This window comes from Nocardioides hwasunensis, assembly GCF_014779665.1.
GTDB classification, from domain to species: Bacteria; Actinomycetota; Actinomycetes; order Propionibacteriales; family Nocardioidaceae; genus Nocardioides; species Nocardioides hwasunensis.
On sequence record NZ_JACXYY010000008.1, the window covers coordinates 201,148 to 222,929 of the forward strand.

Annotated in this window: 21 protein-coding genes; 7 read left to right on the forward strand and 14 right to left on the reverse strand. The window is 72.2% G+C overall.

The window, feature by feature from the left end:
• Positions 1 to 109 precede the first annotated feature (109 nt).
• Positions 110 to 646 (reverse strand): hypothetical protein, encoded by a 537-nt coding sequence (locus IEZ25_RS18850; RefSeq protein WP_191201007.1) that lies wholly within the window; start codon positions 644 to 646, stop codon positions 110 to 112.
• 152 nt (positions 647 to 798) lie between these two features.
• Between IEZ25_RS18850 and IEZ25_RS18855 the strand changes: the two genes are divergently transcribed.
• A complete protein-coding gene (locus IEZ25_RS18855) occupies positions 799 to 1,260 on the forward strand; it encodes a DUF4282 domain-containing protein (RefSeq protein ID WP_191201008.1) in 462 nt (153 codons plus the stop codon).
• 12 nt (positions 1,261 to 1,272) lie between these two features.
• On the opposite strand, the gene IEZ25_RS18860 is transcribed toward IEZ25_RS18855, so the two are convergent.
• From IEZ25_RS18860 to IEZ25_RS18875, 4 genes are all read right to left on the reverse strand, one after another.
• On the reverse strand, positions 1,273 to 2,823 hold the full coding sequence (locus IEZ25_RS18860) for a hypothetical protein (protein ID WP_191201009.1): 1,551 nt from the start codon (positions 2,821 to 2,823) through the stop codon (positions 1,273 to 1,275).
• Positions 2,807 to 3,505, reverse strand: a complete 699-nt coding sequence (locus IEZ25_RS18865) for an ABC transporter ATP-binding protein (protein ID WP_318152330.1) — start codon at positions 3,503 to 3,505, stop codon at positions 2,807 to 2,809. Before IEZ25_RS18865 ends, IEZ25_RS18860 begins: the two co-directional genes overlap by 17 nt.
• Positions 3,506 to 3,560: 55 nt before the next feature.
• Positions 3,561 to 5,795, reverse strand: a complete 2,235-nt coding sequence (locus IEZ25_RS18870; RefSeq protein WP_191201011.1) for a 3-hydroxyacyl-CoA dehydrogenase NAD-binding domain-containing protein — start codon at positions 5,793 to 5,795, stop codon at positions 3,561 to 3,563.
• 184 nt (positions 5,796 to 5,979) lie between these two features.
• On the reverse strand, positions 5,980 to 7,191 hold the full coding sequence (locus IEZ25_RS18875) for an acetyl-CoA C-acetyltransferase (RefSeq protein WP_191201012.1): 1,212 nt from the start codon (positions 7,189 to 7,191) through the stop codon (positions 5,980 to 5,982).
• A 112-nt stretch (positions 7,192 to 7,303) separates the two neighbouring features.
• Here IEZ25_RS18875 and IEZ25_RS18880 point away from each other — a divergent pair, with 112 nt between their 5' ends.
• Genes IEZ25_RS18880 through IEZ25_RS18890 form a run of 3 tightly spaced genes read left to right on the forward strand, consistent with a single transcriptional unit; the run spans position 7,304 to position 10,150 of the window.
• A complete protein-coding gene (locus IEZ25_RS18880) occupies positions 7,304 to 7,882 on the forward strand; it encodes a helix-turn-helix domain-containing protein (RefSeq protein WP_318152331.1) in 579 nt (192 codons plus the stop codon).
• Positions 7,879 to 9,201 carry a cation:proton antiporter gene (locus IEZ25_RS18885; RefSeq protein WP_191201014.1) on the forward strand — a complete coding sequence of 441 codons (1,323 nt, stop codon included), beginning with the start codon at positions 7,879 to 7,881 and terminating at the stop codon, positions 9,199 to 9,201. Before IEZ25_RS18880 ends, IEZ25_RS18885 begins: the two co-directional genes overlap by 4 nt.
• Before the next feature lie 34 nt (positions 9,202 to 9,235).
• Entirely contained in the window at positions 9,236 to 10,150 is a 915-nt protein-coding gene (locus IEZ25_RS18890) for an NAD(P)H-binding protein (RefSeq protein ID WP_191201015.1), read from the forward strand.
• Here IEZ25_RS18890 and IEZ25_RS18895 read toward each other — a convergent pair.
• The 5 genes from IEZ25_RS18895 to IEZ25_RS18915 form a co-directional block, all read right to left on the reverse strand.
• Positions 10,139 to 10,825, reverse strand: a complete 687-nt coding sequence (locus IEZ25_RS18895; protein ID WP_191201016.1) for a CPBP family intramembrane glutamic endopeptidase — start codon at positions 10,823 to 10,825, stop codon at positions 10,139 to 10,141. The two genes, IEZ25_RS18890 and IEZ25_RS18895, sit on opposite strands and share 12 nt — an antisense overlap.
• A 20-nt stretch (positions 10,826 to 10,845) precedes the next feature.
• The gene (locus tag IEZ25_RS18900) at positions 10,846 to 11,979 is read right to left on the reverse strand and encodes a carboxylate-amine ligase (RefSeq protein ID WP_191201017.1); all 1,134 of its coding nucleotides are present in this window, start codon (positions 11,977 to 11,979) and stop codon (positions 10,846 to 10,848) included.
• Positions 11,980 to 12,041: 62 nt separating this feature from the next.
• Positions 12,042 to 13,115 carry an LLM class flavin-dependent oxidoreductase gene (locus IEZ25_RS18905; protein ID WP_191201018.1) on the reverse strand — a complete coding sequence of 358 codons (1,074 nt, stop codon included), beginning with the start codon at positions 13,113 to 13,115 and terminating at the stop codon, positions 12,042 to 12,044.
• Between the two features lie 82 nt (positions 13,116 to 13,197).
• Entirely contained in the window at positions 13,198 to 13,695 is a 498-nt protein-coding gene (locus tag IEZ25_RS18910) for an SRPBCC family protein (RefSeq protein WP_191201019.1), read from the reverse strand.
• Between the two features lie 25 nt (positions 13,696 to 13,720).
• The gene (locus tag IEZ25_RS18915) at positions 13,721 to 15,250 is read right to left on the reverse strand and encodes a DEAD/DEAH box helicase (RefSeq protein WP_191201020.1); all 1,530 of its coding nucleotides are present in this window, start codon (positions 15,248 to 15,250) and stop codon (positions 13,721 to 13,723) included.
• A 289-nt stretch (positions 15,251 to 15,539) separates the two neighbouring features.
• Here IEZ25_RS18915 and IEZ25_RS18920 point away from each other — a divergent pair, with 289 nt between their 5' ends.
• The 3 genes from IEZ25_RS18920 to IEZ25_RS18930 are packed head-to-tail and all read left to right on the forward strand — an operon-like array spanning position 15,540 to position 17,373.
• The gene (locus IEZ25_RS18920; RefSeq protein WP_318152332.1) at positions 15,540 to 15,896 is read left to right on the forward strand and encodes a metalloregulator ArsR/SmtB family transcription factor; all 357 of its coding nucleotides are present in this window, start codon (positions 15,540 to 15,542) and stop codon (positions 15,894 to 15,896) included.
• Positions 15,893 to 16,981 carry an ACR3 family arsenite efflux transporter gene (gene arsB, locus IEZ25_RS18925; RefSeq protein ID WP_191201021.1) on the forward strand — a complete coding sequence of 363 codons (1,089 nt, stop codon included), beginning with the start codon at positions 15,893 to 15,895 and terminating at the stop codon, positions 16,979 to 16,981. The genes IEZ25_RS18920 and arsB overlap by 4 nt, the downstream gene beginning before the upstream one ends.
• On the forward strand, positions 16,978 to 17,373 hold the full coding sequence (locus IEZ25_RS18930; RefSeq protein ID WP_191201022.1) for an arsenate reductase ArsC: 396 nt from the start codon (positions 16,978 to 16,980) through the stop codon (positions 17,371 to 17,373). Before arsB ends, IEZ25_RS18930 begins: the two co-directional genes overlap by 4 nt.
• A 48-nt stretch (positions 17,374 to 17,421) precedes the next feature.
• Here IEZ25_RS18930 and IEZ25_RS18935 read toward each other — a convergent pair whose 3' ends face one another.
• From IEZ25_RS18935 to IEZ25_RS18950, 4 genes are read right to left on the reverse strand one after another with little or no spacing between them, the layout of a single operon-like run.
• Positions 17,422 to 18,456, reverse strand: coding sequence for a LacI family DNA-binding transcriptional regulator (locus IEZ25_RS18935; RefSeq protein ID WP_318152333.1), 1,035 nt, complete (start codon positions 18,454 to 18,456; stop codon positions 17,422 to 17,424).
• Positions 18,457 to 18,466: 10 nt separating this feature from the next.
• Positions 18,467 to 19,951, reverse strand: a complete 1,485-nt coding sequence (locus tag IEZ25_RS18940; protein ID WP_191201024.1) for a GH1 family beta-glucosidase — start codon at positions 19,949 to 19,951, stop codon at positions 18,467 to 18,469.
• Positions 19,948 to 20,766, reverse strand: coding sequence for a carbohydrate ABC transporter permease (locus tag IEZ25_RS18945; RefSeq protein ID WP_191201025.1), 819 nt, complete (start codon positions 20,764 to 20,766; stop codon positions 19,948 to 19,950). The genes IEZ25_RS18940 and IEZ25_RS18945 overlap by 4 nt, the downstream gene beginning before the upstream one ends.
• The gene (locus IEZ25_RS18950) at positions 20,763 to 21,767 is read right to left on the reverse strand and encodes a carbohydrate ABC transporter permease (RefSeq protein WP_318152334.1); all 1,005 of its coding nucleotides are present in this window, start codon (positions 21,765 to 21,767) and stop codon (positions 20,763 to 20,765) included. Before IEZ25_RS18950 ends, IEZ25_RS18945 begins: the two co-directional genes overlap by 4 nt.
• Between the last annotated feature and the right edge of the window lie 15 nt (positions 21,768 to 21,782).

Below are 21,782 nucleotides of genomic sequence, written 5' to 3' on the forward strand. Positions count from 1 at the left end.
ACAGCCATCTGCCACTGGACTACCCCCGGCCGGCAGCCGCTTGCCACTGGACTACCGCGGGCGGGAATAGGGTGGGCGCCGGAGCCCGGGCCGACAGGACGGGCCGGGGTCAGCAGGAGCCGGCGGCGTACGACACGTCGACGTCGATGTCGCCGTCGTGGAAGAGGCCCCCGACGTAGGACACCTCCATGCACCCGGTGATCGAGTCGTCGTCGACGCCCCGGAGCTCGTAGAACTCCTGGATGCCGTACGACTCCCCGAAGGAGCGGTCGTCGTCGTTGACCGTCCTCCCCTCCCGCACCTCCACGTCGTCGCGCCCGATCGCGTCCGTGATCTGCGAGACACCGGGGGATCCGTACTTGCCGTACGACCCGGTGAGCTCACGGGCCGCGGAGTAGCCGGCGGAGTCCAGCCGGTCCTGGCTCAGCGGCGCGACGGACCCGGCGGTCGAGACGATCGCGGCGAGGCCGAAACCGACGGCGCCGATGCCGGACACGACGCGACCGAGCGCGAAGCTGGCCCCGGACGGCTCGTTGGCCTCAGGGTGCTTGAACTGCCAGGCGGTGGTGGCGTACCAGAGCCTGCGCGGGTCGACCAGCGTCAGCACGAGCAGCAGGACCGCGAGGATCCAGAGCAGGGCCACCATGACGAGGCAGGTACCCGCCGAGCCGGACACCAAACGTGTGGCGCCGACCGGACGTGCACCCCACCTCGGGATGAGTTTCGACAGGCATGCGTCGGGAAGGAGGTACGCGTCCGTGGAGCGCGGGCGTCGACCAGCACTACGAGGAGAGCCTCATGACCCAGCCCGGCGAGACCCCCCAGAACCCCCAGGACCCCTACGGCCAGCCTCCGGCCGGCTCCTACGGACAGCCCCCGGCCGGCGCCTACGGTGGCGGTTACGGCGGCGGCTCCTACGGTGGCGGGGGCGGCTACGACGGTGGCTCCTACGGCCAGCCCGGGGGCGTACCCAGCAAGGGCTTCTTCGGCGCGCTCTTCGACACGAGCTTCACGACCTTCGTGACGCCCATGATCATCAAGGTCGTCTACGTCATCGGCCTCGCACTCATCATCCTCGCGACGCTGTTCTTCGCCGCGAGCGGATTCTTCGGCGACAGTCCCGCACTCGGCATCGTGACGATCATCGTCGGCCCCCTGGTCGGCCTGCTCTACCTGTGCCTGTTCCGGATGATGTGCGAGTTCTACGTCGCGATCACGCGGATGAGCGAGGACATCCACCGGCGCCTGCCCGGCGCCTGACCCGCGCCCGGTTCAGACAGCGGCGACGGTCAAGACGATCCGCGCGCGCTCAGCGGGGGCCAGCCAGCGACGCCTCGCTCGGCGCAGCTTCCGCGTCGACCAGGCCAGGAACGGGACGGCCACCACCGCGGGCACCCACGCCCACGGCAGGGTGGAGAGGCCGGTGAAGAGCATGGCGGTCACGGTGGTGACCAGCGAGAGCTTGCCGGCGTACCCGGCCATCGCGGCGTGGGGGGCCGGGGTCGCGCGCGGCGAGGAGAGGTCGACGGAGTAGGGAGCGCGGACCGACCACGTCAGCACCGCGGAGAGCACCTGTCCCATGACGACCGCCCAGCAGCACGCGACCGCGACGCCGACGGTGAGCGGCGGCAGCCCGTTGCGCAGGAGCGCGAGCAGCACCGTCACGCCCGACACGGCGGCCATGCACTCGGCCACGACGAGGGTGCGTACGTCGAACACGTCCGCCGCGGAGACCGGCAGGGTCTCGCGCCACACCATGCCCTTGCCGTCGAGGCACCAGGCGTTCACGCCGAAGAGCAGGGCCGCGCCGCTCGCGGTGAGGCCGGGCAGCAGGATGACCGTGCTCCACTCCAGACCGGCGAGCAGGGCGACCAGGCCCGGGCCGATCCCGAGGACGAGCAGGCCGCGCCGCATCCCGACCGAGCGCCAGACCGAGCCCCGGTCGAGCCGGCGGAGCAGCGCCCGCTCGGGCGAGCCCCGGCGCGGCTCTGGCGCCGGACGCGCCTCGTGCACGCCCGACTGCACCCGCAGCTCCTCGCGCGGCGGCTGGGCGAGCGCCCACCGGGCCGGACGGGCGCCGAGCACCACGACCACGCCGGCGAGGACCAGCAGCACCAGCACCGCGAGCGGCCAGCGACCGGTCCGGGCGGCGTCGGTGAGCAGGGTCGTGGGCAGGGCCCGGGCCAGCGGTGCGAGGACCCCCGCGACCTGCAGGCCGGCCAGGGTCGCGACGACCGCACCCCCGACGACACGGACGGCGAGCACGCCGTGCGGAGTGCGCCGCACGCCCTCCACGAGCCAACCCACCGCCTGACCTGCGGCCGTCGCCAGGAGCACCCAGGCGACCACGACGAGCTGGGCGCCGAGGAGCCGGTCGGACGGCGTGACGAGCGCGGTGACAGCGAGGAGCGCCCACAGCTGGACCATCCAGGCGAGGTTGACCGGCGCGAGGAGGAGCGCGCCGAGGTGCTCGGTGACCGGGCTGACCGGGTGGACCGCGGCCTCGCTGCGCGACAGCAGCTCGCGACCGCCGCCGCTGCCGACCGCGGAGCCGATGGCCAGGAGCAGGAAGCCGACGAAGGCCGAGCCGAGGTTGCCCTGCAGCGTGGCCAGAGCCCGGTCCACCGCTGCCGAACCGGTCGCGCCGGCGTCGACCGATGCGGGCCCGAGCGCAGCGAACGCGGTCAGCAGGAGGACGACCGCGATGCCGACGACGGTGGCGCGCGGACGGCGTACGGTCCCGGCGCGGAAGCGCACCAGGTGAGCGGTGTCGCGGACGGCGTCGGCCCAGCCGTCGCGGCGCGGCTCAGTCGAGGAGCGCACGGTAGGCCTCGCCGGTGAGCTCGGCGGCCTGCATGGCGGCCACGCGGTTGCCGCCGCGCAGCACGATCGCGGAGCCGCACGCCTCGAGGGCGAGGTCGCGCAGGTGGGTCGAGAGCAGGACGCAGGCGCCGCGGGCGCGGGCGTCGGCCACGACCTCGAGGGTCGCCTCGACCCCGAGCGGGTCGACGCCGTCGAAGGGCTCGTCGAGGAGCAGCACGGACGGCTCGTGGAGCGCGGCCAGCACGACGCTCAGCCGGCGGCTCATGCCGTGGCTGAAACCACCGACGACGCGGTGGGCGACGTCGCCGAGCTCGAAGCGCTCGAGCAGGTCACGCCCGCGGCCCTCCCAGTCGTCCATCCGGCGCAGGCGGGCGCTGAGCTGCAGGTGCTCCCACGGGGTGGCGCGCGGCACCAGGCCACCGACGTCGGGGCAGTAGCCGACGACGCGCTTGACGCCGAGGGCGTCGGTCGCGGCGTCGTGGCCCGCGACGCGCACGTCGCCGGCGGTCGGCGGCACCACCCCGGCGAGGACCTTCATGGTCGTGGACTTGCCGGCCCCGTTGCGACCGAGGAGCGCGGTCGACTGCCCGTGGTCGGCGCTCAGGTCGACTCCCGAGACGGCCTCGACGTCGCCGAAGCGCACGTGCAGGTCGCGGACGACGACGGCGGGGGGCTGGGTCACCTGACGATTGTCGCCCGGTTCGCGCACGCGCGGGGGCGCTTTCGCCGGACCCGCCTCAGGCGGGGAAGCCCCCGCCCGACGCGGCCAGGTCGCGGAGGTACGCCGTCGGGCGGAAGCGGTCGCCGTAGGCGTCGGCGAGCTCGTCGGCGCGGGCCAGGAAGGCGGCCAGCCCGACCGGGCCGACGCCGTGGCCGGCATCGTCGAGCGCCTGCCAGCCGGTCATGAACTGCGCGGCGCCGCCGGTGAGGGCGGGGAAGCCGATGCCCATGATCGAGCCGATGTTCGCCGCGGCCGCCGAGGTGATGACGCCCTCCTCGAAGCACGTCGCGGTCTCCAGCGCCTCGATGAACAGCATCCGGTCGCGCACGTCGCGGATCGGCGGCTGCTGCTCGGCGACGGGGAACGTCTCGGCGAGCCCGGGCCACAGCGTCGTACGCCGCCCGGACTCGTCGTAGTCGTAGAAGCCGGCACCCTTCAACCGTGACGGGCGCCCGAGGTCGATCATCGTCGCGATGACGTCGCCGGCGGGATAGTCGCCGAGGTCGACGCCGTCACGCGCTGCGGCGTCCTCGGTGGCCTTGCGGATCTTGGCCATCAGCTCGAGGTTGAGCTCGTCGCTGATCTGCAGCGGCCCGACCGGGAAGCCGGCCGAGGTCGCGGCGCGCTCGAGCGACACCGGGTGGACACCCTCGGCGAGCATCGTGAGGCCCTCGTTGATCTGCGTGCCGATGACGCGCGAGGTGTAGAAGCCGCGCGAGTCGTTGACCACGATGGGCGTCTTGCGGATCTGCTGGACGACGTCGTAGGCCCTGGCCAGCGCGAGGTCGGACGTCTCCTCGCCGCGGATGATCTCGACCAGCGGCATCTTGTCGACCGGGCTGAAGAAGTGCAGCCCGATGAAGTCCTCCGGGCGGTCCACACCCTCGGCCAGCTCCGTGATCGGCAGGGTGGAGGTGTTGGAGCAGAGGAGCGCGTCGGCGTCGACGTGCGGCGCGACCTCGGCGAACACCTTCGCCTTGAGCGACGGGTCCTCGAAGACCGCCTCGATGACGAGGTCGCAGCCGGCGAGGTCGGCGGCATCGCCGGTCGGCGTGATGCGGCCGAGGATCGCGTCGGCCTCGTCCTGCGTGATCTTGCCCCGCTCGACGCCCTTGGCGTTGAGCCTCTCGGTGTAGGCCCTGCCCCGCTCGGCCGCATCGAGCGAGACGTCCTTGAGGACGACCTGCATGCCGGCGCGGGCGCACGAGTAGGCGATGCCGGCGCCCATCATCCCGGCGCCGAGGACGGCGACCTTCGTGGCCGTCCAGCGCTCGATGCCCTGCGGGCGCAGCGATCCCGAGCTGATCGCCTGGAGGTCGAAGAAGAACGCCTGGATCATGTTCTTGGCCTGCTGGTTGACCACCAGGCTGGTGAAGTAGCGGCTCTCGATGCGCGAGGCGGTGTCGAAGTCGACCTGCGCCCCCTCGACGGCGGCGCTCATGATCGCGCGCGGCGCGGGGTAGACCGCGCCCTTGGTCTGCTTGCGCAGCAGCGCCGGGAAGGCCGGCAGGAAGTGCGCGAGCGCCGGGGTCCTCGGGGTGCCGCCGGGCATCTTGTAGCCAGCGCGGTCCCACGGGTTCTTCGCCGAGTCCTCGTCCTGGTGGGACAGGATCCACGCCTTCGCGGCCGGCACGAGCTCCTCGCGGGTCGGCACCACCGCGTCGATGAGGCCCTTGGCCAGCGCTCCCTGCGGGTCGAACTGCGTGCCCGGCATCAGCACGTCCATCAGGGCGGACTGCAGGCCCAGCATGCGTACGACGCGAGTGACCCCGCCGCCGCCGGGCAGCAGGCCGAGGGTCGCCTCGGGCAGCCCGATCTTGACCGAGCGGTCGTCGACGGCGACGCGGTGGTTGGTCGCGAGCGCGATCTCGAGGCCGCCGCCGAGCGCGGCGCCGTTGATGGCCGCGACGACCGGGCGCGGGAAGGTCTCCAGCCGGCGCAGGCTGGCCTTGACCTCCTCGCCCATCGCGAAGATCCGGTCAGCGTCCTCGGGGGTCGCCGACATCATGTCCTTGAGGTTGCCGCCGGCGAAGAACGTCTTCTTCGCGCTGGTGACCACCACGCCGGTGACGTCGTCGACCTCGTCGTGGAGGCGCTGGACGGCCGCCTCCATCGACGCCTTGTAGAGGTCGTTCATCGTGTTGGCCCGGGCGGTCGGGTCGTCGAGGGTCAGGGTGACGATGCCGTCGGCGTCTCGGTCGTAGCGGACGGCGCTGTGCTCGTCGGTGCGGGGGGTCTGGGTGTCAGTCATGGAAGTCCTTCGAGCTCGGCCCGCTGGTTGAGCAGGCGCGCCAGCGCCGTGTCGAAACCATGGGCTCTTGAGTTGGGTTTGCTGGTCACGCTGATCAGGTTTCGACACGCTCGGTCCGGGCTTCGCAGGCTCAGCCCGGCTCGCTGCTCAACCACCGATGAGCTGGCCTGAGCTCGTCCCTCGCTCAGACCAGCTCGACGATCGTCGCGATCCCCATGCCGCCGCCGACGCAGAGCGTGGCGAGACCGCGCCTCTGGTCGCGGCGTGCGAGCTCGTCGACGAGGGTGCCGAGGATCATCGCGCCGGTGGCGCCGAGCGGGTGGCCCATGGCGATGGCGCCACCGTTGACGTTGGTGACGTCGTGGCTGATGCCCATGTCGCGCATGAAGCGCATCGCGACGGCGGCGAAGGCCTCGTTGATCTCCCACAGGTCGATGTCGTCGACCTCGAGGCCGGCGCGGGCGAGCGCCTTGCGAGCGGCAGGAGCCGGGCCGGTGAGCATGATCGTCGGGTCGGCGCCCGAGACGGCCGTCGAGACGATGCGGGCACGCGGCGTCAGCCCCAGCGACGTACCGACCTCCTCGGTGCCGATCGCCATCACGGCCGCGCCGTCGACGATGCCCGAGGAGTTGCCGGCGTGGTGGACGTGGTCGATCGCCGGCACCCAGTGGTACTTCTCGAGCGCGACGTCGTCGAAGCCGGCGTCCTTGCCGATGCCGGCGAACGACGGCTTGAGCCCGGCGAGCCCCTCGACGGAGGTGTCCGGGCGGATCGTCTCGTCGCGGTCGAGCACGCTGACACCGGAGAGGTCCTTCACCGGGACCACGGCGCCGTCGAAGTAGCCGTTGGCCCACGCCTTCGCGGCGCGGTGGTGCGACTCGGCGGCGTAGGCGTCGACGTCCGCGCGGCCCCAGCCCTCGATCGTGGCGATGAGGTCGGCGCCGATGCCCTGCGGCACGAAGCCGGTCTGCAGCGCGGTCGCGGGGTCCATCGCCCAGGCGCCGCCGTCACTGCCCATCGGCACGCGGCTCATGGACTCGACACCGCCGGCGACGATCAGGTCCTCGAAGCCCGACCGGACGCGCTGGGCGGCCTGGTTGACGGCCTCGAGCCCGGAGGCGCAGAAGCGGTTGAGCTGCACGCCGGCGACGGTCTCGGGATAGCCGGCCTTGAGGGCGGCGGTCTTGGCGATGTCGCCGCCCTGGTCGCCGATCGGGGTCACGACACCGAGCACGACGTCGTCGATGCGGGCCGGGTCGAGCGTGGGATTGCGGGTCGTGAGCTCGTCGAGCAGTCCGACGACCAGGTCGACCGGCTTCACCTCGTGCAGCGAACCGGTGGCCTTGCCGCGGCCGCGAGGTGTGCGGAGGTGGTCGTAGACGAATGCTTCTGCCATGCCAGCGATTGTGACACCATTACTGTCACAGTCCAACGGGTGTGTTCCGGGTCACGCCGAGCGGCGTCGGCGCGAATGGGCACCCCAGGGCCACGAGGGAGAGTATGAGCAGGTGGAGACCGAGGAGCTGCTGACGCTCGACGCGCTGACCGCGCGCACCGGGGTCAGCGCGCGCAACGTGCGCTTCTACACCTCGCGCGGGCTCGTCCCCTCACCCATCCGCCGCGGTCGCTCGGGCTACTACGGCCCCGACCACGTCGCCCGCCTCGAGCTGGTCCGCGAGCTCCAGGGACACGGCTTCACCCTGTCGGCGATCGAGAAGTACGTCGAGCAGATCCCGGCGACCGCGTCTCCGTCCGACATCGCCCGGCACCTGTCGCTGCTCACCCCCGTGACCGGCGACCGCGACGTCGACGTCCCCGGCGGCCTGTCCGGCATGGGCATCTCGCCGGAGGCGTCCGAGGCGGTCGCCGACGTGTACGCCGCCCACGGCCGGCAGGTCGCCGAGGAGCTCTCGGAGATCGTGCGCACCATGGTCTGGCCGCAGTTCCGCGAGGCCGGCTACACCGCCGAGCAGCTGCGCGAGTTCATCCACCGGCTCAAGCCGCTGACGATCGCCGGGCTGGTCACCGCCTACGAGCAGGCGATCGACGCCAGCGCCGCGTCGTACGACGGCAAGCGGCCCGGGTGACGAGCGCGGCGGTCTACTTCCTCCTCGGTCTGTCCCTGCTCCTCGCGACGGTCCTGCCCCACGTCACCCGGCGACTCGTCATCTCGCCACCGATGGTGCTGGTCGCCGTCGGCATGGCCATCGGCCTGCTCCCGCTCGGCGAGGGGGTCAGCCTCGAGCCCGAGGCCCACCGCGAGCTCATCACCCACGTCACCGAGCTCACCGTGCTGGTCTCGCTCATGGGGGTCGGGCTGGCGATCGACCGCACGCTCGACCTGCGGTCGCTGCGGTCGTGGCGCACCTGGTCGCCGGTCTGGCGGCTGCTGCTGGTCGCGATGCCGCTCACCATCCTCGGCACCGCGCTGATCGGCTGGTGGGTGGCCGGCCTGGCGCCGGCCGTCGCGCTCCTGATCGGCGCCGCGCTCGCCCCGACCGACCCGGTGCTGGCCTCCGACGTGCAGGTGGGCGAGCCCCTGACGGAGGACGTCGACGATCCCGACGGCGAGGACGGGCCCGAGGCCGACGACGACATCCGCTTCGCGCTGACGGCCGAGGCCGGGCTCAACGACGGGCTCGCCTTCCCGTTCGTGCACCTCTCGCTGCTGATGCTCGCGGGCGGGTTCACGCTGCTCGACACCGGCACCTGGCTCGGCTGGTACGTCCTGGGCAAGATCGCGATCGGCGTCACCGTGGGCGTGGGGGCCGGCTGGCTGCTGGGTCGGCAGGCCTTCCGTGCGCGCAGCGACCAGCTGCGGCTGGCGGACACGGGCGAGCCACTCCTCGCGCTGGCCGCGCTGCTGGCGGCGTACGGTGCGGCGGAGCTGGTCCACGGCTACGGCTTCCTGGCCGTCTTCGCCTGTGCGATGCGGCTGCGCGCCTCCGCGCACGGACACTCCTACCAGCGCGCGATGCACGCCGTGGTCGAGCGCCTCGAACGTCTGCTGACCCTGCTCGTGCTGCTCGTGCTGGGCATGGCGATGACCCGCGGGCTGCTCCAGCACCTCGACTGGCGCGGGGTCGTGCTGGCGCTGGCGCTGGTGCTGGTGGTGCGGCCGGCGGCGGGGTACGTCGCCCTGGCCCTGCTGCCTCGCGACCCGGACCGCGAGGGCGGCCTCGACCGCGGCGAGACGGCCGCGGTCGCGTTCTTCGGCGTCCGCGGCGTCGGGTCGCTGTTCTACCTCGCCTACGCCTCCAGCCACGAGCACCTGCCCGGGGAGCCGTGGCTCTGGTCCACCGTCGCCTTCGCGGTGATCGTGTCGGTGCTCCTCCACGGCCTCACCGCCACACCCGCGATGGCCCGCCTGGACGCCCGGCGTCGCGCGTCCACCACCTCGGGATGAGGCGGCGCCGAGCACCGGCTGGGAGAGTGGGCGCATGTCGACTGTTCTCGTGACCGGCGCCACCGGCTTCATCGGCCGCCGCCTCGTCCCTGCCCTGATCGACGCCGGTCACGACGTCCGCGCGATGACGCGGCACCCGGAGACCTACGACGGCCCCGGCGAGCCCGTCGGCGCCGACGTGATGGACGCCGACACCCTGGTGCCGGCGCTGGACGGCGTGGACGTGGCGATCTACCTCGTCCACTCCCTCGACGACCCCGACTTCGAGCGCAAGGACGCAGACGCGGCGCGCAACTTCAGCCGGGCCGCGGCCGCGGCCGGGCTCCAGCAGATCGTCTACATGGGCGGGCTCGGCGACGACGACCAGCAGCTCTCGGCGCACCTGCGCTCGCGGCGCGAGGTCGAGGGCCTGCTCGGCGAGGACGGCGTACCGGTCACGGTGCTGCGGGCCGCGATCGTGGTCGGCCACGGCGGCATCTCCTGGGAGATGACGCGGCAGCTGGTGAAGAACCTGCCGGGGATGGTGGTGCCCAAGTGGGTCGGCACCCGCACCCAGCCCATCGCCATCGACGACGTCGTGCGCTACCTCGCGGGCGTGGTCGGCAAGGACGCAGCGCTCGGCCGGGTGTTCGACATCGGCGGTCCCGAGCAGCTCACCTACCGCGAGATGATGCAGGGCGCCGCGAAGGCGATGAACGGCAGGTCCATCCCCATCGTCGTCCTGCCGTTGCTGACCCCCGGCCTGTCGTCGCACTGGCTGGCGCTGGTCACCGACGTCGACGCCACCACCGGGCGCAACCTCATCGACTCGATGTCGACCGAGGTCGTGGTGAAGGACACCTCGATCCGCGACGTCGTGCCGGGCGAGCCGTTGACCTATGACGAGGCCGTCCGTCGGGCGCTCCAGGAGCGCGCCGAGGCGCAGGAGAAGCAGGGCTCAGAACAGTAGCGGCAGCAGGAAGAGCATCGACAGCGACCAGGTGACGTGGGTCAGGATCGGCGCGAGGATGCCGCCGCTGGCCCGACGCTCGAGCCCGCAGACCGCACCGAGCAGGATGGCGGCGAAGCCGAGCATCACGTTGCCGGTGGCCAGCGTCGCGACGACGTAGGCCACCGTGGTCCACAGGACGGGGTGGCGCGGGATCGCGGCATACATCGCGCCGCGGAAGAAGAGCTCCTCGGCGATGCCGTTGAAGAAGGTGATGATCGCCAGCAGCGTCAGCGACCCCTCGTCGGCGAACTCCAGGACCGAGGAGACATAGCTCGCCAGCGGCTCGATCTGGCGTACGACGAGCGCGCCGAGGACGAACACCCCGACCATCACCAGGCCGAGCAGGATCGGCGCGAGGATCGGGCGGACGAAGATCTCGGAGCCCCGGGCCATCCGGCCGAGGTGGAGCCGGCCCGAAAGGAACGCGCCGGCCGCCCACACGCCGGCGAGCACGATCGCGGCGACGTAGAACAGGTCGCCGCCGGGCGTCAGGCGCAGCGACCAGCCGAGCACCACAGCGCCGACGAGGACGACCGCGGCGGCCACCACCTGCCGTCGGCGCAGCGCCTCGGGGGTGTCGCGCTGGTCGCGCGGGACGACGTCCCACAGCGACTGGCGGATGAACGTGCGCATGGGCACCACCCTAGGAAGTCTCACTCGTCCCGCTCCCCCGCGGTGAGCCGGCTCAGCTCGACCACCGCGCGCGCCCGCGCCTCGTCGTCGCCGGCCTGCTCGAACAGCTCGCGCTGCCGGCGCGCACCGGTGCCGTCGGCCAGCAGCCGCGCGATCCCTCGGGAGACGTGGTCGTGGTCGCCGGTGTCGTGCAGCGCGTCGTCCACGTGGTCGAGGAGCGCGGCCATCACGTCGGCCGCGGGCCGGGCCTCCCCGGTCGGCGGGTGGACCAGGTCCGCGGTCAGCCCGTGTCGCCCGGCCCGCCAGCCGGCCAGCCGGACGAGCGGAGCGGGTACGTCCGGGGCGGGGACGCCGTCCGCCCACTCGCGCGCGGCGGTCTCCACCAGAGCCCGGGCCAGCGCGGCGACGACGACCGTGTCGCGGACGTCGAGGCAGACGTCGGCCGTGCGGATCTCGACCGTCGGGTGCTCGGCCGAGAGCCGGGCATCGGTGTAGACCTGCGCCTCGTCGAGCGGCACGTCGGTGGCGAGCATGGCGTCGACGTAGCGGCGGTAGCCGTCGGGGGTGCCGAGGACCGGCAGGGGCCCCGAGCTCGGCCAGCGCATCATCATCTGCGAGCGATAGCTCTCGTAGGCCGTGTCGAGCGACTGCGCCCACGGCGAGTTCGCACTGATCGCCAGCAGCAGGGGCACCCAGGTGCGGACCCGGTCGAGCACCCCGACGCCCTCGTCGTCCCCGGCCACCTCGACGTGCACGTGGCACCCGCAGACGAGCTGCTCGGCGACCATCAGCCCGTAGCGCCGCGCAAGCTCGTCGTAGCGCGGGGTGCGTTCGACCTCGGTGGCTCCCTGCAGCGGGGACGTGCCGGACGCGAGGATCCGCGCACCGACCTCCTCGGCGCCGGCGCGAGCGCGCTCACGCCAGGCCCGCAGCGCTTGGTCGAGGTCGGCCAGGCCCTCGAGCGGCGGGGTGTCGGTCTCGACCTGCGTCTTGTGCAGCTCGGGCCCGAGCGAGCCGCCGCTGTCGTCGCTGGGCGCCGCGTGGTCGACGGCGCCGGACTCCGCCGCGCGGATCACCTCGGAGGCGAGGTTGCGCGGCTCGCCCGACCGGGCATCGACGAGCAGGAGCTCCTCCTCCACTCCGACGCTCCGCATGCCTCGATCCAACCACCGGGCCCGCACGGGCGCCCCATCCCTGGGGACCCCGGGCGCCGTGGTCAGCCCTCCTGCGGGGCCGCGAGCAGCTCGCGCACCCGCGGGACGACCTCCTCGCCGTAGAGCCGGATCGACTCCAGGCGCTGCTCGTGCGGCAGCGCGCCGACGGAGTACTTCAGCTGGAAGCGCGACAGGCCGAGCGTCCGGGCGGCCCAGGCGATCTTCTGCGCGACCGTCTCGGGCGAACCGACGAAGAGCGCGCCCTGGGGGGAGGCGGCCTGCTCGAAGGCGATCCGGCTGTAGGGACCCCAGCCTCGCTCGCGGCCGATGCGGGTGACCAGCTCGGACTGGTGGGGATAGAGCTGCTCGCGCGCCTCGGCGTCGGTCGCGGCGATGTGGCCGGGTGAGTGCATGCCGATCGGCAGGTCGGGCATGGCGTACTCGACCAGGGCCCGTCGGTAGAGGTCGGCGAACTGGACGAACGCCGCCGGCGACCCGCCGATGACGGCGAGCATCAGCGGCATGCCGTAGCGGGCCGCGCGCACGACGGACTGCGGAGTGCCGCCGACGCCGATCCAGGCCGGCAGCTTGCCGGCGGCGGTCGTCGGGAAGACCGGCTGGTCGACGAGCGGCGTACGGATCGAGCCTTCCCACGACACGGGCTGCTCGGACTGCAGTGCGGCGAAGAGGTCGAGCTTCTCGGCGAAGAGCCGGTCGTAGTCGCCGAGGTCGAGGCCGAACAGGCCGAACGACTCGATGAACGACCCGCGGCCCAGCTGCACCTCGGCACGGCCGTGGGACACCGCGTCGAGGGTCGCGAAGCGCTCGTAGACGCGGATGGGGTCGTCGCTCGAGAGCACGGTGACGCCGGTGCCGAGGCGGATCCGCTCGGTCTGGCCCGCGATCGCGGCCAGGACGACGTCGGGCGCGGAGATCGCATAGTCGGGCCGGTGGTGCTCGCCGAGGCCGATGTAGTCGAGGCCGACCCGGTCGGCCAGGACCGCCTCGGCGACGACCTCGCGCAGCGTCTCGGCGTGGTTGCCGGGCGCCCCGTCGAGCGGCGCGTCACCGAAGGTGTCGAGGCCGAGCGAGATGTGCTCGCGCGTGCCGAGCACGGAGTGGTCGAAGTCGGTCATGTCGGCTCCTCACAGGTAGTTGAACGATGAACCACGAGGTCACGCCGTCCATTCCCGCGCTGAAGTGAGGGTGCACGGGGGATCAGGCCTGCTCGAGCTCGGCCTTCATCGTCGCGAGGGTGCGACGGATGTTGCCGCGCTGGAAGTCGGCGAACACCTTGCCGCCGGTCGCCGCGCGGTCGAACGCGCCGGCGAGCCAGTCGGGCCAGGCCGTACGTCCGTCGGTCCAGGTCTCCGTGACCCGGGTGCCGCCGTCGACCGGCTCGAAGTCGTAGGCCCAGGTGGCGATACGGCCGCCGAGCACGGGCCGGCCCACCCCGATCTTGCGGACGTGGAAGACGAAGCGCCGACCGCGGTCGGACTCGGCCACCACGCACTGGGTGATCCAGCGGGCGCGGCCGCGACGGTTGGTGCCGTCGAAGACCTCGCCCGCCTCGAGCGGACGGCCGGACTCGTTCGTGGCCCCGGTGTTCTCCGGGCTCCACCGCGGCATCTGCGTCGGGTCGGCGACCTGGGTCCAGATCGTCAGCGGATCGACGTCGATGATCACGCTGTCGCTGACCTGCATGGTGCGACTCACCGCAGTGCTCCCCGACCCGGACGCGTCAGCGGCCGCGGCTGAAGGACGAGGCGCTGTGGCCGCCGGAGCGACCGGACTGACCGCCCTGGCCACCGCCCTGTCCGCCGCCGGAGCGACGACGACGGTTGCCGCCACCACCCTGGCCGCCGCCAGCACCCTGGCCGGCACCCGGTCCGCCGCCGGAGCGTCGACGCTGGCCACCGCCACCGCCGGCGGACGCACCGGCGCCGCTCTCGGTGGTGTACGTCGTCGGGTTGCCCCGACGCGACTGGCCATTGGTCTGGCCGCTGCGGCGGGCGCGCTTGCGCTGGGCGTTGGCGCCGTTCGAACGACCGCCACCACCACCCCCGCCGTTCGTGGTCGGGACCTCGACGACGAGGCCTCCGGGCACGAGCGTCCGCTCGCCGGGAGCGAGCTGGACCAGCACCGGGTGGTCGGGACCGTTGACCTTGGTGGTGACCGGCTTGATGCCGGCCTGACGGGTCAGGTCGCGCACGTCGCGCTGCTGCTCGTCGGTCATCAGGGTGATCACGGTGCCCTCGTTGCCCGCACGCGCCGTACGACCCGAGCGGTGCAGGTAGGCCTTGTGCTCCACCGGCGGGTCGGCGTGCACGACGAGCGCCACGTCGTCGACGTGGATGCCGCGCGCGGCGATGTCGGTGGCGACCAGCGTCGTGGCGTGGCCGGCGTGGAAGGCCTCCATGTTGCGGGTGCGCGCGTTCTGCGACAGGTTGCCGTGCAGCTCGACGCTCGGCACGCCGGACTTGTTGAGCTGGCGGGCCAGCGCCTTGGCGCCGTACTTGGTGCGGGTGAAGACGACCGTGCGGCCGGGCGCGCTGGTCAGGTCGACCAGCACCGGAACGCGCTGCTCGCGCGAGAGGTGCAGCACGTGGTGGTGCATCGTGGCGACCGGCGACTGTGCCGAGTCGGCCTCGTGGGTGACCGCGTTGGTGAGGAACCGCTTGACCAGGACGTCGATCGCCTTGTCGAGCGTGGCCGAGAACAGCATCCGCTGACCCGACTGCGGGGTCTTGTCCATGATGCGGCGCACGCCGGGCAGGAAGCCCAGGTCGGCCATGTGGTCGGCCTCGTCGAGGATGGTGATCTCTACGGCGGACAGGTCGGCGTAGCCCTGACCCATGAGGTCCTCGAGGCGACCCGGGCAGGCGAGGACGATGTCGACGCCCTTCTTGAGCGCGGTGGTCTGCGGGCCCTGGCCGACGCCGCCGTAGACGACGACGGTCGTCAGACCGGCCGACTTGGCGAGCGGGAGCAGGGCGGCGTGGATCTGGCCGACCAGCTCGCGCGTCGGCGCGAGGATCAGCGCGCGCGGCTTGCGCGGCATGGCCGGCAGCTTGCTGGCGTCGAGCCGGGCGACCAGCGGGAGCAGGAAGCCGTACGTCTTGCCCGAGCCGGTGCGGCCACGGCCCAGGACGTCGCGGCCGGCGAGGCTGTCAGGGAGCGTCGCGGCTTGGATGGGGGTGGGGGTGGTGATGCCCTGCTGCTCCAGGATCTGGACGAGCGAGGAGGGCACGCCGAGTTCGGCGAAGTTCATGTGAGTTGCTTTCGGTTGGCGTCTCGCCACCGTGAGCCGGCCTGCGTCAGAGCGGGCGGCGTACGTGCCTCAGAAGTGAGGGAGATGCCCGCATGTGTCTGGCGGGATCTGCGCCCGGGGCAAGACCGGCCGGGCGACTGTGGGCACAACGTTACTGGGACGGGTGGTGTTCCCGTGAATCGGGTGTCGTGTGACCTGCGTCCGCCTCGCCCGGCGCACCATCCCTGTGGTCGGAGTGGGTCGGGCGCCTCGCGTTGCCGCGTACATCGATGAGTGTCAATATTGACCTGTGTCGAAGTCCCAGCTGACCCTCACCCCCGTCGAGACAGCCGCGTGCTGCTCCCCGCTGCTGCGCGAGCCGCTGTCGTGGGCGCAGGCCGAGCAGGTGATGCCGCTCATCAAGGCGCTGGCGGACCCGGTGCGGCTGCGGCTGGTGTCGATCGTGGCCGCGAGCGAGGGCGGCGAGGCGTGCGTGTGCGACCTCAACGACGCCTTCGACCTGTCGCAGCCGACCATCAGCCACCACCTCAAGGTGCTGCACGAGGCGGGCCTGCTCGACCGGACCAAGCGAGGCGTGTGGGTCTACTACGCCGTGCGCCGTGAGGTGCTGGCCGACGTCGCAGCCCTCCTCGGCGGCGGCGCATGAGCGCTCGCGGCGGCGAGGTCGTCGAACGACTCTCGGGACTCGACCGCTTCCTGCCGGTGTGGATAGGGCTGGCCATGGTGGCCGGTCTGCTGCTCGGGCGTACGGTCCCGGGTCTCGACGCGGCGCTCTCGGCGGTGGAGGTCGACGGCATCTCGCTGCCCATCGCCGTCGGGCTCTTGGTGATGATGTACCCCGTCCTCGCCAAGGTGCGCTACGACCGGCTCGGTGCGGTGACCTCCGACCGGCGCCTGCTGGTGGCGTCGCTGGTGCTGAACTGGGTGCTCGGCCCGGCCCTCATGTTCGCCCTCGCCTGGCTGCTGCTGCCCGACCTGCCCGACTACCGGACCGGGCTGATCATCGTCGGGCTGGCGCGCTGCATCGCGATGGTCGTCATCTGGAACGACCTCGCGTGCGGCGATCGGGAGGCCGCTGCGGTCCTGGTCGCGATCAACTCGGTCTTCCAGGTGCTCGCCTTCGCCGGCCTCGGGTGGTTCTACCTCGAGGGGCTGCCCGGATGGCTCGGTCTGCCCGGTGCCGCACTGGCCGTGTCGGCATGGCAGATCGCGGTGTCGGTCCTGGTCTTCCTCGGCGTGCCCCTCCTGCTCGGCTGGCTGTCGCGCACATGGGGGGAGCGGCTGCGCGGCCGCCAGTGGTACGAGTCGGCGTTCCTGCCCAGGATCGGGCCGTGGGCGCTGATCGGGCTCCTCTTCACGATCGTGGTGCTCTTCGCACTCCAGGGCGAGCAGGTGACCAGCCACCCCCTCGACGTCGCCCGGATCGCCCTCCCGCTACTGGCCTACTTCGCGCTGATGTGGGGCGGCGGATTCCTGCTCGGACACCTGCTCGCGATGTCGTACGCCCGCACCACCACGCTGGCCTTCACCGCCGCGGGAAACAACTTCGAGCTCGCGATCGCGGTGTCGATCGCGACCTTCGGGGTCACCTCAGGCCAGGCGCTGGCGGGCGTCGTCGGACCCCTCATCGAGGTGCCCGTGCTCGTCGGCCTGGTCTACGTCAGCCTCGCCCTGCGCGACCGCTTCGACGACCCGTCCCGTGCCGTCCCGATCCAGGAGCCCGTCCGTTGACCACGACCACCGTCCTCTTCGTCTGCGTGCACAACGCCGGCCGGTCCCAGATGGCCGCCGGCTGGCTGCGACACCTCGCGGGCGACCGCGTGCGGGTGCTGTCGGCCGGCTCGGCGCCGGCCGGCTCGATCAACCCCGTCGCCGTCGAGGCGATGGCCGAGGTCGGCATCGACATCGCCGGACGCCAGCCCGAGCTGCTCAGCGACGCCGCGGTGGAGGCGTCCGACGTCGTCATCACGATGGGGTGCGGCGACGCGTGCCCCTTCCACCCCGGCAGGCGCTACGAGGACTGGGCGCTCGACGACCCGGCCGGACAGGGCATCGAGGCCGTGCGCCCGATCCGCGACGAGATCAGGCGTCGCGTCGAGGAGCTCGTCGCCTCGCTGCGCTGACGTCGGGGCTGATTGCCGGAGCCTGCACGGCGTACGACGTGTCGCGGCTCAGGCGCTGTCGCGGCGCACCAGCGCCGGCGGGATGATCAGCCGCATCGGGTGGCTGCCCTCGGCCTGGTCGACCCGCTCGAGGAGCAGGCGGGTGGCGCGCTCGGCCATCGCCACCACCGGCTGGCGCACGGTCGTGAGGGTGGGGGTGGTGCGCTCGGCGACACCGAGGTCGTCGAAGCCGACCACGGCGACGTCGTCGGGCACCCGACGGCCGAGCTCGGCGAGCACCCGCAGGGCGCCGGCGGCCATCAGGTCGGAGGCGACGACGAGACCGTCGAGATCGGGGTGGCGCTCCATCAGCGCACGCGTGGCGTGCACGCCGCTCTCCTCGGTGAAGTCGCCGTGCTCGACCGCGTCCGCGGCGAGGCCCGCCGCGGTCATCGCCTGGCGCCAGCCGGCCAGCCGGTCGGCCGCGGCGGTCATGTCGGAGGGTCCCGCGACGGTGCCGATGCGGGTGCGTCCACCGGTGATGAGCAGCTCGGTCACCTCGCGCTCACCGGCGGTGTTGTCCACGTCGACGTAGGCGACCCGGTCACCGCCGGTCCACGGCCGGCCGCCGAACACGCAAGGCAGGCCGATGTCGGAGAGGTGCTCGGCGAGCCGGTCGTCGCGGTGGTGGGAGACCACGAGCGCCCCGTCGACGTGGCGTCCGGTGAGGTAGCGCAGGGTGCGCGCGGTCGAGGCTCCCGGCCGGGCGAGCAGCAGCACGAGCTGGATGTCGCGCTCCCCCAGCACCCGGGTGACGCCGCGCAGGGTGCCGGCGAAGAAGGGGTCGGTGAACACCCGGTCGTCGGGCTCGGGCACCACGACCGCGATCGAGTCCGTACGCCGGGTGACCAGGCTGCGGGCCGCGGGGTTGGGGACGTATCCCAGGGTGCGGACGGCGAGGTCGACCGCCGACTGCGCGCGCGGGCTGACCCGCTGGCCACCGTTGATCGCGCGCGAGGCGGTGGCCCGGGAGACACCGGCGACCCGGGCGACCTCGTCGAGGGTGGGCGAGCCCGATCCCGACTGCGGCCGAACGCTGTTCACGCGCGCCACGCTAGTCCTCCACCACCCCGGGGGGTGACAGCACTCCGGTGCGAGCCAGGTCGGCGTACCAGCGCGCGCTCGACTTGGGCGTGCGCACCAAGGTGTCGTAGTCGACGTGGACCAGCCCGAACCGCTTGAGGTAGCCGAAGGCCCACTCGAAGTTGTCGCAGAAGGACCACTGGTAGAAGCCGCGGACGTCGACCCCCTTCTCGATCGCGCCGTGCACCGCACGGAGATAGGCGTCGAGGAAGGCGATCCGGTCGGGGTCGTGCACCTCGCCGTCGTCGCCCACCCGGTCGTCGAACGCCGCACCGGTCTCGGTGAGGTAGATCGGGAGTCGCGGGTAGTCGTCGTGGAGTCGACGCAGGAGCCGGTGCAGTCCGTCGGGCTGGATCTCCCAGCCCATCGCGGTGACGGGCAGGCCGCGGCTCGGGAAGGTGACGTGCTCGGAGCCCACGAAGGGCGACAGCGAGACCCGGTCGGGATGGTCGGCGCCGATACCGGTGACGTCGGTGCGCGGGTGACCGGAGACCTCGTCGCCGTGGTAGTAGTTCACGCCCAGCACGTCGATCGGCGTCGAGATGACCGACAGGTCGCCGTCGCGCACGACGTCGGTCCAGGGGCGGCCGTGCCAGGTGAGGTCGGCGGTGTCCTCGAGGACGTCGGCGGGGTAGGACCCGCGGAGGATCGGGTCGAGGAAGACCCGGTTGTGCAGCCCGTCGATGCGGCGCGCGGCGTCCACGTCGACCGGGTCGGCCGGGTCGCTCGGGTCGGGCACGGTGAGGTTGAGGCTGAGTCCGAGCCGGTCTGCGCCGCGGCCGCGCAGCTCCTGCGTCGCCAGCCCGTGCGCGAGCAGCAGGTGGTGCGCGGCCACCAGTCCGGCCGCGCCCTCCTGGCGCCCGGGCGCGTGGTGGCCGGCCGAGTAGCCCAGGAACGCCGAGCACCACGGCTCGTTGAGGGTCGTCCAGGTCGGCACCCGGTCGCCGAGCGCCTCGTGCACCGAGATGGCGTAGTCGACGAAGCGGTGTGCGGTGTCGCGGTTGGTCCAGCCGCCGGCGTCCTCGAGCGTCTGCGGCAGGTCCCAGTGGTAGAGCGTCAGCCACGGCGCGATGCCGCGGGAGAGCAGCTCGTCGACGAGCCGGTCGTAGAACGCGAGCCCGGCCGGGTTGACCTCGCCGGCGTCGGGCCGCACGCGGGGCCAGGAGACCGAGAAGCGGTACGACGTCGCGCCGAGCTCGGCCAGCAGGGCCACGTCGGCGGGCATCCGGTGGTAGTGGTCGACGGCCACCTCACCGGTGTCGCCGTTGATGACCGCGCCGGGAATCGCGGAGAACGTGTCCCAGATCGACGGCGTACGTCCGTCCTCGGCGACGGCTCCCTCGATCTGGTAGGACGCGGTCGCCATCCCCCAGACGAAGTCCGACGGGAAGCGGACCTCGCCCGTGGGCACGACGTAGGTGGCCGGATCCAGGAAGGTCCTGCTCTGCACGCTCATCCCTTGACTGCTCCTTGCATGATGCCGGCGACCATCTGACGGCCGGTGACGACGAAGAGGACCAGCAGCGGGACCGTCGCGAGCGTGGCGCCGGCCAGCACGAGGCTGTAGTCGACGTAGTAGCCGCTCTGGAGCTGCTGGAGTGCGATCTGCACGGTGGGGTTGCTGGCTGGCAGCACGATGAGCGGCCAGAAGAAGTCGGTCCACGTGGCCATGAAGGTGAACAGCCACAGGATGCCGGCGGCCGGACGTGCGGCCGGGACGGCCACGCTCCAGAAGGTGCGGAAGAGCGAGCACCCGTCGACCCGCGCCGCCTCGACGAGCTCGTCGGGGATCGCGTCGACGAGGTACTGCCGCATGAAGAACACGCCGAACGCGGTGACCATGCCCGGCACGATCAGCGCCCACATCGAGCCGACCCAGCCCAGCTTGGCCATCACGATGAACAGCGGGATCACGCCGAGCTGCGTCGGCACCGCCAGGGTGGCGACGACGAAGACCAGCAGCGGCGTACGACCGCGGAAGGCGAGCTTGGCGAAGGCGAACCCGGCGAGGGTGGAGAAGAAGACGACCGAGGTGGCGACCGTGCCGGAGACCAGCAGGCTGTTGCCCATGGCCTTCCAGAACGGCACGGCGTCGATGGCGCGTTGGGCGTTGTCGAGGAAGTGACCGCCCGGCAGCAGCGGCGGCACCCGCTTGGTCAGCACCTCACGGCTGTGCGAGCCGACGAGGAAGGACCAGTAGAGCGGGGCGCAGGAGCCGAGCAGGAACGCGGTCAGCAGCCCGTAGACGAGGAATCCGGGTCGGCGGGTCATCGCGCGGCCCCCTTGCGACCGAGGCCCTTGAGCGAGCCGGCGCGGCGGCTCGCGAGCAGGTTGAGGACCGCGAAGGTGACGATGATGAGGAACAGCAGCCATGCCACGGCCGAGGCCATGCCGAGGTCGCGCACCCGCCAGCCGAGCTCCCAGAGATACATCGTGAGCGTCTGGTACTGCCGGTCGGAGCCGCCGAGGCCGGCGGTGTCGAAGAGCCGGGGCTCGGCGAAGATCTGGAGCCCGCCGATGGTCGAGGTGATGCCCACGAAGATCACGGTCGGGCGGATCATGGGCACGGTGATCGAGACGAACTGGCGCACCCGCCCGGCACCGTCGAGCGCGGCTGACTCGTAGACGTCGCGCGGCACGGCCTGCATGGCGGCCAGGAAGATCAGCGCGTTGTAGCCGGTCCAGCGCCAGTTGACCATCGAGGCGATGGCGACGTGGCTGGCGAGGGTGTCGACGTGCCAGCGGATCGGCTCGAGGCCGATGCCCTGGAGGATCTCGTTGACCAGGCCGTAGCGGTCACCGAAGACGTTGCCGAAGATCAGTGCCACGGCTGCCGGCGCGACCACGAAGGGCAGCAGCACGCTCATCCGCCAGAAGCCGCGGAACCGCAGCTGGGTGTCGAGCAGCCCCGCCAGCCCCAGCGCGATGAGCACCTGCGGGATCGAGGACAGCAGGAAGATGCTGAAGGTGTTGCGCAGCGCGTTCCAGAAGTAGCGGTCCTCGAGCACGCGGCGGTAGTTGTCGAGGCCGGAGAACTCGCCCTGGCCCGACAGCAGGCCCCACTGGTGCACCGACACCCATGCCGTGTAGCCGAGCGGGAACATCCCGACCAACAGGAACAGCAGGAAGAACGGCGAGACGAACACGTAGGGCGACACGACCGTGTCGAGCCTCGAGAGCCGTCGCCGCCACGCGGAGCGTCGTACGTCCGCGCTGTCGGGCCGCGGCCCGGTCGGGGACGTCGGGCCACCGACGTCCCCGACCGACTTCACGGCAGTGGAACCCGC

Excerpts from the sequence above, each read along its gene's own strand:
- IEZ25_RS18850 (WP_191201007.1), bottom strand. The coding sequence starts at position 646 with ATGGTGGCCCTGCTCTGGATCCTCGCGGTCCTGCTGCTCGTGCTGACG.
- IEZ25_RS18855 (WP_191201008.1), top strand. The coding sequence starts at position 799 with ATGACCCAGCCCGGCGAGACCCCCCAGAACCCCCAGGACCCCTACGGC.
- IEZ25_RS18870 (WP_191201011.1), bottom strand. The coding sequence starts at position 5,795 with ATGACTGACACCCAGACCCCCCGCACCGACGAGCACAGCGCCGTCCGC.
- IEZ25_RS18875 (WP_191201012.1), bottom strand. The coding sequence starts at position 7,191 with ATGGCAGAAGCATTCGTCTACGACCACCTCCGCACACCTCGCGGCCGC.
- IEZ25_RS18890 (WP_191201015.1), top strand. The coding sequence starts at position 9,236 with ATGTCGACTGTTCTCGTGACCGGCGCCACCGGCTTCATCGGCCGCCGC.
- IEZ25_RS18895 (WP_191201016.1), bottom strand. The coding sequence starts at position 10,825 with ATGCGCACGTTCATCCGCCAGTCGCTGTGGGACGTCGTCCCGCGCGAC.
- IEZ25_RS18900 (WP_191201017.1), bottom strand. The coding sequence starts at position 11,979 with ATGCGGAGCGTCGGAGTGGAGGAGGAGCTCCTGCTCGTCGATGCCCGG.
- IEZ25_RS18905 (WP_191201018.1), bottom strand. The coding sequence starts at position 13,115 with ATGACCGACTTCGACCACTCCGTGCTCGGCACGCGCGAGCACATCTCG.
- IEZ25_RS18915 (WP_191201020.1), bottom strand. The coding sequence starts at position 15,250 with ATGAACTTCGCCGAACTCGGCGTGCCCTCCTCGCTCGTCCAGATCCTG.
- arsB (WP_191201021.1), top strand. The coding sequence starts at position 15,893 with ATGAGCGCTCGCGGCGGCGAGGTCGTCGAACGACTCTCGGGACTCGAC.
- IEZ25_RS18940 (WP_191201024.1), bottom strand. The coding sequence starts at position 19,951 with ATGAGCGTGCAGAGCAGGACCTTCCTGGATCCGGCCACCTACGTCGTG.
- IEZ25_RS18945 (WP_191201025.1), bottom strand. The coding sequence starts at position 20,766 with ATGACCCGCCGACCCGGATTCCTCGTCTACGGGCTGCTGACCGCGTTC.